Genomic DNA, 15,794 nt, shown 5'->3' with positions numbered 1-15,794 from the left:
CGTCGTCGACCGATAGTTCGGCGGTCCTGTGCGCCACCCTCACATGTCCTCCTCGAACGACCATCCAGCGGGCCGGGCGACGGCAGGTTCCTCAACCGGTCGTCCGGACGTCGGCCAGGCCAGCGGCTGGTCTCGGTCCTGCAGGTGCCGCGAGTGCTCAGACGACCGACTCTACGCCCGAGCGGTGTGTCCCTGCCGCTGGAGGCGTCCCTGTAACGTGCCCGCCCTCTCGTGTCGGCTCTCGAGGCAGCGTCGATGCGGACAACAATCCTTGTCCGCATCTCCGGTATCGACCAAGCCATTCAGCGCGAGCCACCATTCGGAGCGATAAGCCTTTCACGGGTGGCACGGTGATTGATCTTCCGGCCCCGATTACGACTTTGATGGAAGGGTCTAATGCAGCCACAGGATGAATTGGCGCGCTACGGCTACACGCAGGAGTTGGCGCGTCGCCTCCGGTTCCGGGACCTGGTCGCGTATGGCTTGGTGTATATGGTGCCGATCGCGCCGATGGCGATCTTCGGCAGCGTGTACGCCGGCTCCGGCGGGATGGTTGCCCTGGCGTACGCGGTCGGTGTGGTGGCCCTCGTTTTCACCGCGTTCTCGTACGCGCAGATGGTGAAGGCGTTCCCCATGTCGGGCAGCGTCTACAACTACGCCGGCCGGGGCATCAGCGCACCGGTCGGTTTCCTGGCCGGCTGGGTGATCCTGCTCGACTACGTCCTCGTACCGGGCCTGCTGTATCTGGTGGCGTCGGTGGCGATGCACGCCACCGTGCCGGCGGTGCCGGTGTGGTTGTGGCTGCTGGGGTTCGTCGCGGTCAACACGATCGTCAACTCGGTCGGCATCCGCATGACCGCGATGGTCACTCGGGTGATGCTCGTCGGCGAGCTGATCGTCCTGGCGGTCTTTCTGGCCGTCGCCTGCTGGGCTCTCGCATCAGGTAGGGGCCGGTTCAGCTGGGACGCGTTCTACAACTCCGACACGTTCACCTGGGCCGTGGTCGCGGGGGCGGTGTCGATCGCCGTGCTCAGCTTTCTGGGTTTCGACGGCATCAACATGCTGGCCGAGGAGACCAGGGGCGGCTCTCGGCAGATCGGCCGGGCGATGGCCGCCGTCCTGATCCTGGCCGGGGTGTTGTTCATCGCCCAGACGTGGCTTGCCGCGATGCTCGTCCCCGACCCCGGCGTGCTCCTGGCGCAGGGTGACCCGAACGGCACCGCCTTCTACGATGCCGCCGCAGTTGCCGGCGGCGGCTGGCTGGCGACGCTGTGCGCGGTGGCGACGGCCATCGCGTGGGGGTTGCCGAACTCGATGGTCGCGCAGGTCGCGACGTCCCGGCTGTTGTACGCGATGGCCCGCGACCGGCAGCTCCCGAGCTTCTTGGCGAAGGTGTCGCTCCGCCGGAACGTGCCGATCAACGCGACCCTGCTCACCGGCGTCGTGTCCCTCGCCCTGGGCCTGTACATGGCCACCCGCGCCGACGGGATCACCCTGCTGTCATCACTGATCAACTTCGGGGCGATGGTCGCGTTCCTCGTCCTGCACGTCTCCGTCGTCGTGCACCACCTCATCCGGCGGCGCAGCGGCAACTGGTGGGCGCACCTGGTCATGCCCGGTATCGGGTTCGCGATCCTGGCCTATGTGGTGGTCAACGCGAACATCGCCGCGCAGCGCCTCGGCCTGGCCTGGCTCGCCCTCGGCATGGTCGTGCTCGCCGGCCTCTACCTGTCCGGCCGCCGCCCGTCGCTGTCCGGCCTGGCGCCAGTGCAGCGGTCCGCTCGTGACCTGGAGCGGGTGTGACCACGATGTCTTCCGGAAGTCACTTCACCTACCGGCCGGCGCGCGACGAGTTGGCCTACACCTTCGGCGGGCGGATCCCGGTGGCGCATGTGCGCTCCGGTGACGTTTTCACCGTGCACACCGAGGACTGCTTCGGCGGCCGGGTACGAGGGCCGGCGGACCTGCCGTCGCAGGTGTGCGCGATGCCGTACCTGAATCCGGTGTCGGGGCCGTTCTTCGTCGAGGACGCCGAACCCGGCGACACCCTCGCCGTCCACATCGCCTCGATCGTCCCGGCCCACGACTGGGGGGTGTCCGCGACGTTCCCGTACTTCGGGGCGCTGACCTCAACCGGGCACACCGCGACCCTCCAACCACCCCTCGACGAACGCGTCTGGGTCTACCACATCGATCCCACCGCCGGAACCGTGTGGTACTGCGCCACCACGAGCGACCACAGGGTTGAGCTGCCGTTGGATCCGATGATCGGCACGATCGGTGTAGCCCCCGCCGCGATGGAGACCCGCGCCACGATCGTTCCGGACTACTACGGCGGGAACCTCGACACACCCGAACTGCGCGCCGGCACCACCCTCTACCTCGGGGTCAACGTCCACGGTGCGCTCCTCGCGCTCGGTGACGGACACGCCCGCCAGGGCGAGGGTGAAGCGTGCGGGGTCGCGGTGGAGATCGCGACCGTCACCACCCTCGCCGTCGAGGTCATCAAGGGCGGCCTTCCCACCGCCTGGCCGCGGCTGGAAACCGACGCCGCGATCATGTCCGTCGGCTGTGCCCGACCACTCGAGGACGCCTACCGCATCGCCCACCAGGACCTCACCGGCTGGACCGCCGACCTGTGCGGGCTGGACACCCTTGACGCCTACCAGCTCATCTCCCAAGCCGGACGGGCGCCGATCGGCAACGTCTGCGACCCCAACTACACAATCCTGGCCGCCATCGGCAAGGCCCACCTCCCCCAGCCGCAGCCCGCCTACGCAGACGCCCATGCCCGGCTCCGTGACCTCACCCAGGGGCGGCCATGACCGCGCCGGTGCCCGGGCTGCCGCTGCGCGACGAGCTGTACCTGCTCGCCCACAACGACGACACCGGCCAACCCCACATCCACCGCCAAGCCCTCGCCGTCGGTCTCGCCGGCGCCGTCCTCATCGACCTCGTCCTCACCGGCCGCACCGTCCTCGACGGCCACGGCCAGGTTGGGGAGCAGCGGGTTCGGCTGCACATCGACCGGCCCGTCGGCGACCTCATCACCGATGCCGCCCTCACCAGCCTGCGCCACACCCGGCCCGCCCCACCGCTGCGCCACTGGCTGCGCGGATTCGCCGACGACCTCTACGAACGCACCCGCGCCGGCCTGCACGCCGCAGGAATCCTCCGCCACACCAGCCACCGCCGACTCGCCGGGCTGATCCGCGCCGACACCTACCTACCCACCCATCAGCGGTGGCCCGTCATCGCGCGCGCTCGCCTGCGCTACCTCGCCGACGGCCGCGAACAACCCGACAACCACACCGCCGCCCTCGCCGGACTCGTCGTCGCCCTCAACCTCACCGGTCACCTCTATCTCCACGACGACACCACCACCGTCGCCAACCAGCTGCGCGCCATCGCCGGCCAACACACCGGCCCGTGCGCGACATCACTACCGCCGTCGACGCCGCCGTCGGCGACCTCGCTACCGCCACCTACCGCTAATCACGAGGAAGGAACCCCCGACACCGTGATGCTCCCCTCGGCTGCCCCCGGGCGCCTGGCGGTGAACCCGGTCGGCAGCGCCCTGCTCGCCGAGTGCTTCGCCAGCGCCCCCGGCCATCCGAGGCCCGCGTCGACTGCGCCAGCGGCCACCGGCAGCCGATCCGCCACCACGCATCCCGGCGCCATCGGGCCAGGATTGACCCCGTGGCAGCGGCTCACCGCCCTCGCCGACCCCATCGACACCACACCCGGCGAGGCGCCGAAGAAAACGAACGAGCACCTGCCCGGCGGCCTGCACCCATATCTGCTCAACGCACTCCTGAAAGACGCGGACGTGCTGGCCGGCGCGGTAGCGCCCCGAGAACGGGCCACCGACCTCGCCTATCCCCGGCTGCTCATCAGCGGCGTCGTCGCGCTCGCGAGCAGCCATTACCTCAACCAGGCCCCGCGGGCGACGATCCTGCGTGTCCTCGCCGACATCCCCGGCATCACCGACCGCGGCCAGAGCACCGGCCTGACGTTCGCTGTCACCGCCGACGGATCCACCTCGCAGCTCCTGGTCGACCCGCAAAGCGGCGAGGTCCTCGCCGCGCACGGACGGCTGACCGGCCGCCGGGCGGGCCTGTTCTCGTACGTCCTCATCCTCGAACGCGGCCACACCACCCACGCCGGCGCCCCGTCGGACCCTGACCGGCCAGCCACCAACCTCCACCGTCTCAGGCGCGATCAGCAGCAGGGGTCACCGGAGCTGCGACGCGTAGCCACTGCAGCACCAGGCCACCGCATCATCGCCACCGCCAACCGACAGCGGCGACGGAAAGAGGTACTTCCTCATGGATCTACGAACGTGGGCCGGCTCTGGCCGTCGAACGGGCCCGAGCGAGCAACCCCGCCAGGAATGGCAGGTGCGAGCACCTGGGAGCCGTCGGTGATGTCGTCGCAGCTGCAGACGCCGGGCGCCGGACCCACGCCAGATCGGCCGCGCTACAGAACGGAGACGACTCCTCCTCACACCCCGCTGCGGCCGACGTGGGCATGCCGGGCATGCGGTCAGCCGTGGCCGTGCCCGCAGGCCCGGCTGCTGTTGAAAGTGGAGAACGAATCGGCGCTCCCCGCGCTCTCGATCTACCTCAGCGGGTTGATGTTCGAGGCGATGCGCGACCTGTTCCACCTCAACCCACACGACGGACCGAGCCCGCAGGAGATGTTCGACCGCTTCGTGGCCTGGGGCCCCTTCCGCAGATCGATCCTGGAGCAGCGGTGAGCAAGCACCGCAGCCTGCCCATGGTGAGGGGACCTCCGCGACGACCGGCCGCGACGTCACCTTCACATCACCGCCCGACAAACGCTCGCATCACCGCCCCGAAGGCGACGTGATACGCGCTCATCCCCGTTCGCGATCAAGGAGGAATCTTGAGCATCACCGCAGACAGACCCGGCACGACCGTCGCACAGGACCCGCGCACGCTCGTGTCGGGCGAGGTGTTCGACAAGCTGACCCGCTACTTCGCCGCCCGGCAGGAGGTGAGCCACACCTACGCCGAGCGTGCCGTCGGGCAATTCCTGGTCTTCCTGAAGGCCCACGCCGACCAGGCCGGCAAGCCCAACTTCGGGATGCTCCTGCCGACCGGCGAGTCCTACCGGGTCGTGCCCACCCGACCGGTCGACGCCGTCTAGCACGCCCTACTGCAGATCAGCGAGCCCTACACCGCCGCCTGCCACCAGATCGCCGGCCACTACGTGCACCACCGGCCGATCCTGACCGAAGCCATGCGAGACGGCACCGCGATCACCTACACCCTCGCGGCGTTGCACGACACCGGCTACCAGATCGACATGGAATTCTGGGACGGTGAGGCCGAGTCCTGCTGTCCGCCGAACCCGCCACAGCCCGGCCGGTAACAGGAGAACCTGATGCGCAGCGACTGGACGGCCCTGCCCCGCAGCGTGATCACCAGGATCACCGAACAGGTCGGTGGAGCGTTCGAGGCATCCCCGGCACCCGACGGCAACCACGCACAGATCGCCTCGACCATCACCGGCCCGTCCGGACCGGTCTTCGTCAAAGCGGCCTACGGCGAATGGGCCGTCCAGTCGCTGCGCTACGAGCTGGCCGTCACCCAGGCCGTCGACCGGTACCCGCCAGCGCTGCGGTGGCACTTCGAGGCCGATGGCTGGCTGGTGGTAGGGACCGAGCATCTCGCCGGCCCCCACCCCGACCTAACCCCCGACAGCCCCGATCTCGACCTGCTCACCGCCGCCCTGAAAGACCTTCAGCAGACGCCGGCGCCGGGCGATCGGTGGTTCACCCCAGCCGGCCGGCTCGGGTTCGCGCACCCGGCGATGGACGGCGGGACACTCGTGCACTCCGACCTCAACCCGACCAACCTGATCGCCACCCCGCACGGCCTGCGCATCGTCGACTGGGCCTGGGCCACCAAAGCAGCTGCCTGGGTCGAACTCGCACTACTCGTCCAATGGCTGATCGGCAGCGGCCACACCCCCGACCAAGCCGAAGACTGGCTCGGGCAATTCCCGGCCTGGACCGCCACAAGCGCTGACGTGCTCAACCATTTCGCCTCGGCCAACGCCGCGAAGTGGGCGACCAAGGCCCGACACAACACCGAGCGCTGGGTACACGACCTCGCCCAATGGACCGGAGAGTGGGCAATCCACCGGGCCCACGGGCGCGTAGCTCAAGGCCGTGAGCCACGGCCGAGGGCCCGACAGTCTTGACAACCGACAGGCTGTACAAGGTCACCCCACGCCCCAGGATCTCGGCCCGACAAAGTCAGGGATGAACACGCGCGCTGAGCGCCCGAACCGCAGGGAGCCAACAATGGCCGATCCGCTCGACACCGAGCTCACGAAGACGGCTCGCGCTCGACTGGTCGACAAGCTGCTCGCCGACGGTGCGATCACCTCACCGGCCGTCGAAGCGGCATTCAGACAGGTCCCGCGGCACCTGTTCACGCCCTCGGGAGTCAGTGTCGAGGCCGCGTACGCCGACGACGTGGTGGTCACCCGCCGCGGCCCGGACGGCAAGGCGACCAGTTCGATCTCCGCGCCGTGGCTTCAAGCCGCCATATTGCACGCCGCTCACCTTCAGCCCGGCGCACGGGTGCTGGAGGTCGGATCCGGCGGCTACAACGCCGCGCTCATCGCCGAGGTCGTAGGCCCGCACGGCACGGTCACCAGCATCGACATCGACCCCGCCGTCATCGCCCACGCCCGCACCGCCCTCGACACCGCCGGCTACCCGCACGTTGCGGCGGTGCACGCCGACGCGGACGAGGGATGGGCGGCGGCCGCCCCGTACGACGCCATCATCGTCACCGTCGAGACCAGCGACATCCCACCCGCCTGGACCGACCAGCTCGCCCCCGACGGCGTCCTCGTCGCCCCGCTTCGGATGCGAGGCCACACCCGATGCCTCACCCTCATCCGCGACGGCGTACACCTCGTTGCCACCAATGCCCTCGTCTGCGGCTTCGTCCCAATGCAAGGCGCCGGTGCAAACCCCGTCACACCACACCACCTACGCGGCTACGACGTCACCGTATTCATCGACGACCCTGTCACCGAGGCCCTGGATCTCCACGCGCTGCCCGCCGCCCTCGACGGACCGCGGCACGACGCCTGGTCGCCGGTCACCACCCCACCGGCGACCCCGTTCGACACCCTGCACCTGTGGCTGGCCAGCCAACCCCACCCTCACGGTCTGCTCGCCGTCGACCGGCAGCGCGCCGCCGACCTGGCACCGCAGAACTGGGTGGCCTGCCCGGCCCTGCTCACCGCCGACAGCATCGCCTACCTCGCCACCCGCCAACTCGACGACACCACCTGGCAGTTCGGCACCCACGGCTACGGACCCCACGCCGCCGCACTCACCGGCCGAATGCTCGACCTCATCGGCGCCTGGGACCGTCACCACCGACACCTACCCGGCCCGCGCATCGCCGTCTACCCCACCGGCACCGCACCCCACCCCACCAACCACCTGCGGCTACTGATCCCCCGCCCGCACACCACCATCGCGATCACCTGGACCAGCAACGGCCAGCCCGCATAACCAGCAACGAACCCTCCACGCCTGCGCGAAACACCGTCGCAAACAGAGGACGGCAGGCCGGCCCATGACGGTGCAGCGCCCAATTGCTATCCCCGCAGCACACCGCAGCCCAACCCGTATCCGGTCAAAGCGACCTGCGGACCGCCGCGACTCCGCAGGCCACCACGAACGCGAGCGCGATCATCGCCATCCGCAGCCAGGGCACATCCCGTGTCGGCCAGACACCGATCGATGCAGCCAGTCCCAACTGAGCCAGCAATAGCACACACACGGCGACACTCAGCACCCGATACGTGTTCCCGAACTCGAACCAGAACACCCAGGTACCGACGATAGCGGGAACGACCATCAGCAGGCTCAGACCGATCAACGGAACGGCTAGCCTCCACCGCATACGAGCATCCACTGCCGCGCCCTCCCCGCCTACCGCCGCCGGCACACACCCTGCCGCTCCTGCGGTCAGCATCGCCTCCACCGCAACGAATCCTCGGCCTCCGCGGCAGCCTGCCTCACCACCAGCCGAGCAAGCCACCCCCATAGGCTCTCGCATTTCCCGTACGGTGTCCCCTGCGCCGTAACGAGCAAATCACCGTATGCGTTGGCCATCTCGCGGGGGCTGAGACTGATGTTCGGAGACAGAGCCAACGTCCGGCTGTCCATGGCACACCTCGATTTCCTCGGCGACGACGAGACGCTGCGCACGAACGCCGCACACGCTGTCGACGAGTTCGCTTCCCGGTCCGCGCCGAGGCTTCACTCCGGTCAGGACCGCACAGCGTCCGTGCGCCTCGTCCTCGCCAGGTCCGGACAGGTGGACGACGTGACGATCAGCCGCGACTGGCGACGCCAGGCCGGCGTGACCCGTATCGGGAATGCCGTCTACGAGGCGTACACCCGCGCGCTGGGAAGCCTCCTCGAAACCACCGCACTCGAGGAGTTGCAGCGAGACCAGCCTCCAACACAACCAGCGCAGCCGCCGGCCACCAGCACGGAGCCCGAACTCGACCAAGCCCTCTGGCTGCAGCGCACGTGGGGCGCCCTGCACCACATCGACGCCGAACTCGCCCGGCTGACCCACGCACCGGAGCAGCCCGAGCAACGGACGATCTCCAGTCCACACGGATGCCTGACGCTTCACCTGCGCGGCACGGGCATCACGGCGATCACCGCGGACGCCGCGCGAGTCGCCCGCATGGACACCGAACAACTCCGGCTCGAGGCTCGATCACTCTTCCGGACCTACGAGCTCGCCCGCCCCGGCGAGACGGAGGCGCGATCATGAAAGACCTGGAAGTCATCACCGACGCGCTGCGCGACGAGGGCAAGAAGTGGCTGGCGATGTCCGACAGCATCGCGGAGGTCAAGACAGCCGCCGAACAGCTGCATCTTGAGCCGTCCGCGTTCTTCATCGGCGACGCGAGCGTCGTCCTGCACGCCGGCTCCTACCGGGACTTCCACACATTCATGGTGCGGATCCTGAGCGGCGCCGTCACGGAGTTCGATCAGATCGGCGCGGCGCTGCGGCGCATCGCTGACGAGTACGACCGGGCCGACGAGGTCGTCTCCCTGGACCTCGACAAGATCTACCGCGCATGACGATGGAAGGCAGTGCAGGTGCAGCCCGCAAGCAGCGACCTTGAGTACGGTGAGCCGTTCAACAAGGCGTTCGACCAGATCCGCTCCAGCATCGACCGAGCCGTCGGCTCCTTCAACGACATCGTGGAACGCGTCAACGAGCACAGCTGGCTTCTCGGCCCCGCCGGGCTGTGGTGGATCAAGCAGAACCTCGACGCCACGCGCCGGGCTATGAACACGGTGCTCGACCAGGTCGACCACGCGCTGGAACGCCAGGTGCCGGTGCTGTCGCTGATCAACGTCAGCTTCCGGTGGGTCAACGACGTCAAGACTCCCGTCTCCGACCTGTCGTTCACCGCGACCGAGCCGCGCAGCGACAACATCGCCAAGTGGAGCGGTGACGCGGCGATCGCCTACAACGCCAAGGCCACCAAGCAGAAAGCCGCGATCGACGAGTCGGTGCTGAAGGCCGAGTTCATCAGCCAATGGCTTTTCAAGATCGCCCGCTCGAACGTCGACTACGCCGTCGAGCTGGCCAAGATCGTCACCGGACTCGCCGGCAAGTTGGCGCAGGCCGCCACCGAGGCCGCAACCGTCATCGACATCCCCTGGGCCATCTCCACCCTCGCCAAATCGGTCGGTGACCTCGTCACCGCCGGCCTCAACACCCTGCTCACCGTCGGGCAGCGCTTCATGGACGCCCTGGGCAACATCCGGGACATCGCCACCCAGGTCGGTGACTACTCGAAGCTACCCGGAAGCCAATGGCCGCAAGCCGTACGGGACTGACCCAGCACAAGGCACCCCTCTCCAAAGGCCACAGCGTGCGCTACCCGGCAAGCGTGGGTGTCCCACCCCAAATCGGAAAGGCAGTGGCCCGGGGCGACGAGTCAAGTCCTCTCAGGCCGTCGGCACCGCCGCCTGCGTGGCCCGCAGGATCGCCAACGACTTCTCCGCCAACACCGAGTTCGCAACGTAAGACTCGCCGCCGACGGCGAGCCACACCTTCACCACCAGGTTGCCGGTACGCGCGTGCACCATGTACTCGGCGTACTTGAACCCCGGTGATGACCGCTTGGTGAAAGCCTCCGCCTCCTCCCCCACGCCCGGCACAGCTCCGGCGGGCGTCATCCCCGTAGCCCGCCGCGTCCCGCGATACAGCTGCCGCGCCTCGTCCGCCGTCGCGAGCGTCGACGCCTCGACCCGAAGATTCGCCTGGTAGCCGGCCTTAGTCCGCATCTCGAACAGGCAGGCGGCACCGGGCCGAGCCAGCGGCGGCCGCGGATCTTCGCGCGTCACCTCGGGCGCCAGGTCCGCCACGACCTTCACATCCGTCCTCGCGCACAAGTCCAACCCATCCGCGGTGTACGCCGGCTCTGCAGGTGCTGTCGGGCTGGCCGTGACGCCGGAAGCCGAGACAGATGGCGGGGTAGGCGCCGCGATTGGACCATCATCGGCGTTGTCACAGCCAGCCACCGCCACGGCGAGCAGGACGGCAGCGGCGACGGCCGGGAGACGGACCGAGGTAGGCACGACCCGAACATACCCGCTGTCACCGAACGCGACTGTCCGTGCAAGCGACGACTAGGGTTCACGTATGGCCGCCCGTGAGACACCGGAGCACATAGCCCGCACGAGAACGGTCACCGCCGAAGCGGTCCTCGGCGGCAGTGTCGACTTACGCGTCTACCCGTACCGGCTTCTCACCGTCCTGTCGCATCGTGGAGTGGGCGGTGACCAGGTCACCCAGGCCGTCGCCGCTGCGGAGGTGCTGGAACGATTCGGCTGGGAACTGATCACAATCTCCGAGTTCGCGAGCAGCAGGATGGTCTACGCAATCATGCGCCGACGGTGACGCCAGCCCCTCCGTGACTACCGCGAGAGCGACTCCTGGGCGATGGCCCATAGAATGACAATTATGGTTACACCTCGAGCATAGTGACGATTATTGGTATACCGTCGGCCCTCGCGGGATTGGGCAGTGGCATCACGTCCGCGGCTTGGTGTGGCGCCTGGCAGTCTTGGGAGGCCTCAGCGACGCCGGCATAGGCAGAGCGCATCGGCGAAACGACGGTTCGCACTGTGGCAGTCCCGACCCTCAAGACTTGGAAATCCCGGCCAAACTGCACAGCTGCCCCGGCCCCTCGGTTGAAAGGGCTCATGACGCCGCGTGATGGCGGTACCCGACTCGCCGGCCGCCGAGGGCAAACTCCTATCGTCAACTGCGTCATGCGGCAACGTTGGCTTCCGCCGACGGTTAGTCGTCCAGCCTCCTCCACCAGAGCTGTCACGCCGCCGTTCCGACCTGACGGAATCAAGGATGTATGGCTGCACGACCTGCTACGCGTTGTGTCCCCGACGGCGGTCCCGGCTCGCCAGCTGGGGCAGCCAGTAATGGGACGGGGCGGCACGAGGATAGACAACCTGCCAACTGGATGGCTCGGGGCGCTTGGACCAAACGCGAGGCTCTGGCAGTGCCAGTGCTTTTCGGAGCGCGTCTCCCATGCCTGGCGCAGGCTGGCCGATGACATGATTCAGCAGCAGGGGCCGGCCTTCATGTAACTGGGGATTGCGTGTACGACCGACTACTTGACAATCATCGGTGGCCTCGAAGACCTGGCTTGCGCACACTCCGTCAGCGTCTGGCCGGTCTATCCACACCAGTCGCTCGCCGGAGACCAGCCGTTCTAGAAGGATCGGCTCGACATTGCGGGCACTGTGTTCGCGGTTGAGATAAGGAACAGGATCGGACAGGTCGACGTCACCGTCGCTGAGACTCACGCTCCGATAGCTAGCGTCGTGTCCGTTGATCTCCAGGATGTCACCGTCACTGTGGGCCTGCCAGAGGTCAAACACCTCCATTGGGCTCCAGATGCCCTGGCGGGCCAGAACGACGAAGATCTGACCGGCACGCAACGAAAGCACAAGCCGCTCGCGTGACCTTACGCGTCGCACCGGATGAGGCGCCCAAGCCGCGATGCCGTCCACGCCCTGCTGGACCTTGACGATAGCCTCTGCGGCCTCCTCGGCGCCGATGTTGAAGAACTCCCGGTTGCTCGCGACCCGGCACGGCGCTAGCGCCGCATGTGCAGCGCGTTCCAGCTCGGCGGGGCGTGCAGTCAAGACACGAAATGCCACTTCGAACGGCACAGGAAGCCCTGTGCCGAACAGCTTCCTCGCCCGATCCTCCGACAGCAAGCTGGTCTGGCCGATCTTGACCATGCCCGGCATTGCCGCATTCACCAGAACGTAGACGAAACCGACTTCTTGGCTGTCCACTGCGCACCCCCAGAGCCCTCGGCGGTCAAGTAAGAGCGCGGCTGCGACGGCTCTTCGAATGCAGCCATTTCTTGTTCACGACGACGGTAGCAACGACCACCGACGCTCCGAGGTCGGTCTTACGGGCCGGTGCGTAACCTCCGGATTGGTATCCGGCCGGAAGGACTGCGGGCAGAGCCTGTCGCCCGCGGGATGTATGTTGCCGGCGTGAGCAAGCGATGAGCAGGCGACGGGAACGGCGGGCACGTCGCGCGAAGAGAAAAAGAGCAGACACCCATCGGTCGCGCCCCGACCAGCGCGCCGTGCCTTCGATTGAGATGGCGGCCGCAGAGGCACTCGGCCGCTTCGCTCGGTACGTACAGTCGGCCAGCAGTCACGAGGAAGCTGCCGCGGCGGCGCGGGCGGACCTGCAAGCGGCGGTCGAGGTCGTTTCTCGGCTGGCGTGCGGTCTCGATCTGAGCAAAGTCGTCTCGAGTGTCCGCGTCGGCATGATCATGAATCGCGCCATAACCGGAGCCGAGCCATCGGCCGCGGTCCTAGAGCTGATCGCACTGGCGCTGGTGTGCCGAGATTCATCCGCCTCTGAAGCCTCTGCGGTGACTCGGGAGTCCGAGTTCATGCCACCGTACGTGGAGGCAGCGGCTCAGGAGGCTCTGGCCGCCGGCAGCATGGTTGCGCTGTTCGACTCACCGCCGTCAGATGCCGAGAGCGCAATCCTCTTCCACTCAGTCCAACGCGAAATCACCCTCCGCAACCCGGTGTATCCGCACATGTTGCTGGACACCCTGCGTGGCCTGTTCGGCGACCCAGCCGTGAACGACGGCTGCCGGGCGACGCTGGGTTTTACAGGCCTGGAAGCCGTCAACGTGATGGAAGCGGCCCGCTTGCTGTCCACCACTGAGTTGGCGAAGCGGTTTGCGCGAATGGAGGCTGCTCGGGATGCCAGCCTCCCGTACATCCGGTCGTGGAAGGACCGTGACAAGGACGAGGCGGAGCCGCCATCCGACGAGCAACGCGCAGCCGCGCAGGAAGTGTTCGACGCGGTCCAGGACCTCACCACGAACATCGCCCAAGCGACTGTCATCGACCCTGACGCCATCGCCGAGCACACGGGCTACGAGCCCTCCACCGTTGAGGCCGTTCTCGACGCCTTCACTCTGAGCCCTTTGACTGACATCGACCAGGCCCTCGACCGGTTCTTCCGAGGCGACAACCCCTTGCGCACCGCGCCGATCGTCACCGACACACAGGGCCGGCGCATGCTCGTCCACGACGCCCTCGCGCTGCCTGCCGTGCGCGAGGTGATCGAAACCAGACTCAAAGCGGCCAACCGCAAGGACGCCTACGAGCATCACCGTGGCGAGTGGGTCGAGAACGCCGCCATCGATCTGCTGGCCGGCGTGTTTCCTGATGCCAAGGTCTTCCGGGCTTTCAACTACTTCGTCCCCGACCCGAAAGCCGCCACACCTCAGACCGATCCCGACAGGTTCACCAAGCGAGTGGAAGGCGACGGCCTCATCCTCATCGACGACGTCGCGTTGATCATCGAGGTTAAGTCCGTCGCGTTGACAGCCGAGGCACGCGGCGGCGTCGCTCGTCGTTTGCGAGGAAAGCTGCGCGACATTGTGACCAACGCTGCGAACCAGGCCGCTCGGCTCCGTGAACGCATCATCACCGACCAGCGGATACGGCTTGATGATGGCCATTGGATCGACGTGAGCGAAGTCCGCGAGATACACACGATCGCGGTCGGGCTCGAAGATCTCTCCGGTGTCACGACCGCGACAACGATGCTGGTCGCCGCCGGCATCCTCAAGTCAGACAACATCCCCTGGACAGTGTCCGTGCACGACCTGCGCATCGTGACCGAGTTGCTGGACCGCCCGAGCGAACTGCTGCTCTACCTGCGCCGCCGCACCCAGCTTGAAGCGACCTGGAAATACCGCGCCGTTGACGAGCTTGACCTCTTCCTGCTCTTCCTCGCCCGAGGCCTCTACGTCGAACCCGACCCCCACCACACAGCACAGGCATTGCCGTGGACCGGGCCGCCGTCGACCGCCGACCTGCGTCGGTACGCCGCCCAGCACCCCCAACTGGTCGCCAGCCACACCGAACCACTCGACGCCTGGTACGACTCGCAACTCAACCCGACCGCAACACCGGCCGACAAGCCGCGACTCGCCACTGACCAGAAGCTCCTCGAACTCGTCGACCAGGTCACCAGCACCGGAGCGCCGGGCTGGCTCTCGACGGCAACATCCCTGCTGGAAGGCAACGTAAAAGTCCACCGAGCATTCGGCCGATACGCTGGCGACCTCGCAAAACGCGTACGTCGCGATGGCCAACACCATTCGATCACTCACTTGATGGGCGAGACGTCCGGCAAGCACATCCTGCTCGTCTGGGTATGCCACGGACCAGACGAAGACGCCGACACCGCTGCGTCCGACCTGTGGCAATACCTCCATGCCAAGAAGCATCAGACAGGCGCCTACCGGGCCACGTGCATGCTCTTCGATCCCACCGGTAGGGACCTGCTACGGCTCCTCTACGACAACCGGCCTCCGCGACCGGACCCGGTGCTCGACGAGGCGGCCACGCGCCTTATACCACCGCAAAAGATGAAGCGGGCCACGCTGCGACCCATTCCCCCACGTAAGACTCGATAGGGATTCCACACCCGACCAGGCAGCAGAGCGATGCGGACTTCGGCGCCGAGCGCATTCGGCCGGGCCTTGCCGTCATCACTCCTTGATCGACCGTGCTAAAGGCGAGGGATGGCATTGGAGCCCGAGGACGTGCAACGCCTCAACGACCGCCCCCGCGAAGTCGGGAGAAAGATCGGCTGGGACCTGCAGTTCTGCGTAGCTCCCAACCCCGAGTACGTCGGCGTCGCCGCTGGGCCGAATCAGGTCTTCGTGCTCGGCCCCGCCAAGCTGTCAGACCTGGCCGCTCACGACATCGAACTCGACCTTGATGCTTTGGAGCGGGGTGACCGAACGATCGGCCCGGACGAGGACGGCGACCCGCGGCTCTACTGAGCTGCAGGCCGCCGTGCCGGCATCCTGGCATAGGGGGCCTCGACCGATGGTCTCGGCCCGCCGTCTGGATCCGGGCGAGGAGCGGGGCCCCCACCGCCCGGCGGCCGTCAGCTCGTCGACGCCGAGGAAGTCCCCGACGATCCGCCGCACCGGCTCGTGGCGCCTGGTCCGGCCCGGCTGGCACGGGACATGGATATCCCACGTGCCACGTCACCGGGTTCCGCCCGACCCTGCCCGCGCATCTGTACCGGCTTCGCCGCACCTACGAAGGGCAGGAGCAGCGGAGGAGCGGCATCACAAATGTGCTAGCCGCACGTCTCAAGAAGCTGCGC

General features: G+C 67.5%; 16 protein-coding genes and 1 pseudogene. 14 read left to right on the top strand and 3 right to left on the bottom strand.

Annotation, left to right across the window (positions count from 1 at the left end; all coding sequences use genetic code 11):
* Positions 1-396 precede the first annotated feature (396 nt).
* The 8 genes and pseudogenes from ACN27D_RS28210 to fxlM all read left to right on the top strand — a co-directional run bounded on the left by ACN27D_RS28210 (position 397) and on the right by fxlM (position 7,567).
* Positions 397-1,803: an APC family permease gene (locus ACN27D_RS28210; RefSeq protein WP_421500427.1), complete on the top strand. Its 1,407-nt coding sequence runs from the start codon at positions 397-399 to the stop codon at positions 1,801-1,803.
* 5 nt (positions 1,804-1,808) lie between these two features.
* The gene (locus tag ACN27D_RS28205) at positions 1,809-2,825 is read left to right on the top strand and encodes an acetamidase/formamidase family protein (protein WP_421500426.1); all 1,017 of its coding nucleotides are present in this window, start codon (positions 1,809-1,811) and stop codon (positions 2,823-2,825) included.
* A pseudogene (locus tag ACN27D_RS28200) lies at positions 2,822-3,495 on the top strand (GOLPH3/VPS74 family protein). Before ACN27D_RS28205 ends, ACN27D_RS28200 begins: the two are co-directional and overlap by 4 nt.
* 931 nt (positions 3,496-4,426) lie before the next feature.
* A complete protein-coding gene (locus ACN27D_RS28195; RefSeq protein WP_421501206.1) occupies positions 4,427-4,759 on the top strand; it encodes a hypothetical protein in 333 nt (110 codons plus the stop codon).
* Positions 4,760-4,908: 149 nt separating this feature from the next.
* Positions 4,909-5,172 carry a hypothetical protein gene (locus ACN27D_RS28190; RefSeq protein ID WP_421500425.1) on the top strand — a complete coding sequence of 88 codons (264 nt, stop codon included), beginning with the start codon at positions 4,909-4,911 and terminating at the stop codon, positions 5,170-5,172.
* A gap of 93 nt (positions 5,173-5,265) precedes the next feature.
* A complete protein-coding gene (locus ACN27D_RS28185) occupies positions 5,266-5,397 on the top strand; it encodes a hypothetical protein (RefSeq protein WP_421500424.1) in 132 nt (43 codons plus the stop codon).
* Between the two features lie 12 nt (positions 5,398-5,409).
* Positions 5,410-6,231, top strand: coding sequence for an aminoglycoside phosphotransferase (locus ACN27D_RS28180; RefSeq protein WP_421500423.1), 822 nt, complete (start codon positions 5,410-5,412; stop codon positions 6,229-6,231).
* Between the two features lie 103 nt (positions 6,232-6,334).
* Positions 6,335-7,567, top strand: coding sequence for a methyltransferase, FxLD system (gene fxlM, locus ACN27D_RS28175; RefSeq protein ID WP_421500422.1), 1,233 nt, complete (start codon positions 6,335-6,337; stop codon positions 7,565-7,567).
* A gap of 124 nt (positions 7,568-7,691) precedes the next feature.
* Here the strand turns inward: fxlM and ACN27D_RS28170 are convergent, their stop codons facing one another.
* Positions 7,692-8,033 carry a hypothetical protein gene (locus ACN27D_RS28170; protein WP_421501205.1) on the bottom strand — a complete coding sequence of 114 codons (342 nt, stop codon included), beginning with the start codon at positions 8,031-8,033 and terminating at the stop codon, positions 7,692-7,694.
* 159 nt (positions 8,034-8,192) lie between these two features.
* On the opposite strand from ACN27D_RS28170, the gene ACN27D_RS28165 reads away from it, so the two are divergent.
* From ACN27D_RS28165 to ACN27D_RS28155, 3 genes are read left to right on the top strand one after another with little or no spacing between them, the layout of a single operon-like run.
* On the top strand, positions 8,193-8,849 hold the full coding sequence (locus tag ACN27D_RS28165) for a hypothetical protein (protein ID WP_421500421.1): 657 nt from the start codon (positions 8,193-8,195) through the stop codon (positions 8,847-8,849).
* Entirely contained in the window at positions 8,846-9,163 is a 318-nt protein-coding gene (locus ACN27D_RS28160; protein ID WP_013477357.1) for a hypothetical protein, read from the top strand. The genes ACN27D_RS28165 and ACN27D_RS28160 overlap by 4 nt, the downstream gene beginning before the upstream one ends.
* An 18-nt stretch (positions 9,164-9,181) precedes the next feature.
* On the top strand, positions 9,182-9,931 hold the full coding sequence (locus ACN27D_RS28155; protein WP_421500420.1) for a hypothetical protein: 750 nt from the start codon (positions 9,182-9,184) through the stop codon (positions 9,929-9,931).
* Between the two features lie 111 nt (positions 9,932-10,042).
* Here the strand turns inward: ACN27D_RS28155 and ACN27D_RS28150 are convergent, their stop codons facing one another.
* Positions 10,043-10,462, bottom strand: a complete 420-nt coding sequence (locus tag ACN27D_RS28150; protein WP_421500419.1) for a hypothetical protein — start codon at positions 10,460-10,462, stop codon at positions 10,043-10,045.
* 277 nt (positions 10,463-10,739) lie between these two features.
* On the opposite strand from ACN27D_RS28150, the gene ACN27D_RS28145 reads away from it, so the two are divergent.
* Positions 10,740-10,997: a transcriptional regulator gene (locus tag ACN27D_RS28145; RefSeq protein WP_421500418.1), complete on the top strand. Its 258-nt coding sequence runs from the start codon at positions 10,740-10,742 to the stop codon at positions 10,995-10,997.
* Positions 10,998-11,482: 485 nt separating this feature from the next.
* On the opposite strand, the gene ACN27D_RS28140 is transcribed toward ACN27D_RS28145, so the two are convergent.
* A complete protein-coding gene (locus ACN27D_RS28140; protein WP_421500417.1) occupies positions 11,483-12,421 on the bottom strand; it encodes a GIY-YIG nuclease family protein in 939 nt (312 codons plus the stop codon).
* Positions 12,422-12,723: 302 nt separating this feature from the next.
* On the opposite strand from ACN27D_RS28140, the gene ACN27D_RS28135 reads away from it, so the two are divergent.
* Together ACN27D_RS28135 and ACN27D_RS28130 are read left to right on the top strand one after the other, a co-directional pair.
* Positions 12,724-15,090 carry a hypothetical protein gene (locus tag ACN27D_RS28135; RefSeq protein ID WP_421500416.1) on the top strand — a complete coding sequence of 789 codons (2,367 nt, stop codon included), beginning with the start codon at positions 12,724-12,726 and terminating at the stop codon, positions 15,088-15,090.
* Between the two features lie 108 nt (positions 15,091-15,198).
* The gene (locus ACN27D_RS28130; protein WP_421500415.1) at positions 15,199-15,462 is read left to right on the top strand and encodes a hypothetical protein; all 264 of its coding nucleotides are present in this window, start codon (positions 15,199-15,201) and stop codon (positions 15,460-15,462) included.
* The last annotated feature ends 332 nt before the right edge of the window (positions 15,463-15,794 follow it).

The organism is Micromonospora sp. WMMD1274 (assembly GCF_049179035.1).
GTDB classification, from domain to species: Bacteria; Actinomycetota; Actinomycetes; order Mycobacteriales; family Micromonosporaceae; genus Micromonospora; species Micromonospora tulbaghiae.
Note: the sequence above shows the minus strand (reverse complement) of the source record. Positions and strands in the feature narration are given on the sequence as shown.

Excerpts from the sequence above, each read along its gene's own strand:
- ACN27D_RS28210 (WP_421500427.1), top strand. The coding sequence starts at position 397 with ATGCAGCCACAGGATGAATTGGCGCGCTACGGCTACACGCAGGAGTTG.
- ACN27D_RS28130 (WP_421500415.1), top strand. The coding sequence starts at position 15,199 with ATGGCATTGGAGCCCGAGGACGTGCAACGCCTCAACGACCGCCCCCGC.
- ACN27D_RS28185 (WP_421500424.1), top strand. The coding sequence starts at position 5,266 with ATGCGAGACGGCACCGCGATCACCTACACCCTCGCGGCGTTGCACGAC.
- ACN27D_RS28170 (WP_421501205.1), bottom strand. The coding sequence starts at position 8,033 with ATGCTGACCGCAGGAGCGGCAGGGTGTGTGCCGGCGGCGGTAGGCGGG.
- ACN27D_RS28145 (WP_421500418.1), top strand. The coding sequence starts at position 10,740 with ATGGCCGCCCGTGAGACACCGGAGCACATAGCCCGCACGAGAACGGTC.
- ACN27D_RS28165 (WP_421500421.1), top strand. The coding sequence starts at position 8,193 with ATGTTCGGAGACAGAGCCAACGTCCGGCTGTCCATGGCACACCTCGAT.
- ACN27D_RS28160 (WP_013477357.1), top strand. The coding sequence starts at position 8,846 with ATGAAAGACCTGGAAGTCATCACCGACGCGCTGCGCGACGAGGGCAAG.
- ACN27D_RS28180 (WP_421500423.1), top strand. The coding sequence starts at position 5,410 with ATGCGCAGCGACTGGACGGCCCTGCCCCGCAGCGTGATCACCAGGATC.
- fxlM (WP_421500422.1), top strand. The coding sequence starts at position 6,335 with ATGGCCGATCCGCTCGACACCGAGCTCACGAAGACGGCTCGCGCTCGA.
- ACN27D_RS28205 (WP_421500426.1), top strand. The coding sequence starts at position 1,809 with ATGTCTTCCGGAAGTCACTTCACCTACCGGCCGGCGCGCGACGAGTTG.
- ACN27D_RS28195 (WP_421501206.1), top strand. The coding sequence starts at position 4,427 with ATGTCGTCGCAGCTGCAGACGCCGGGCGCCGGACCCACGCCAGATCGG.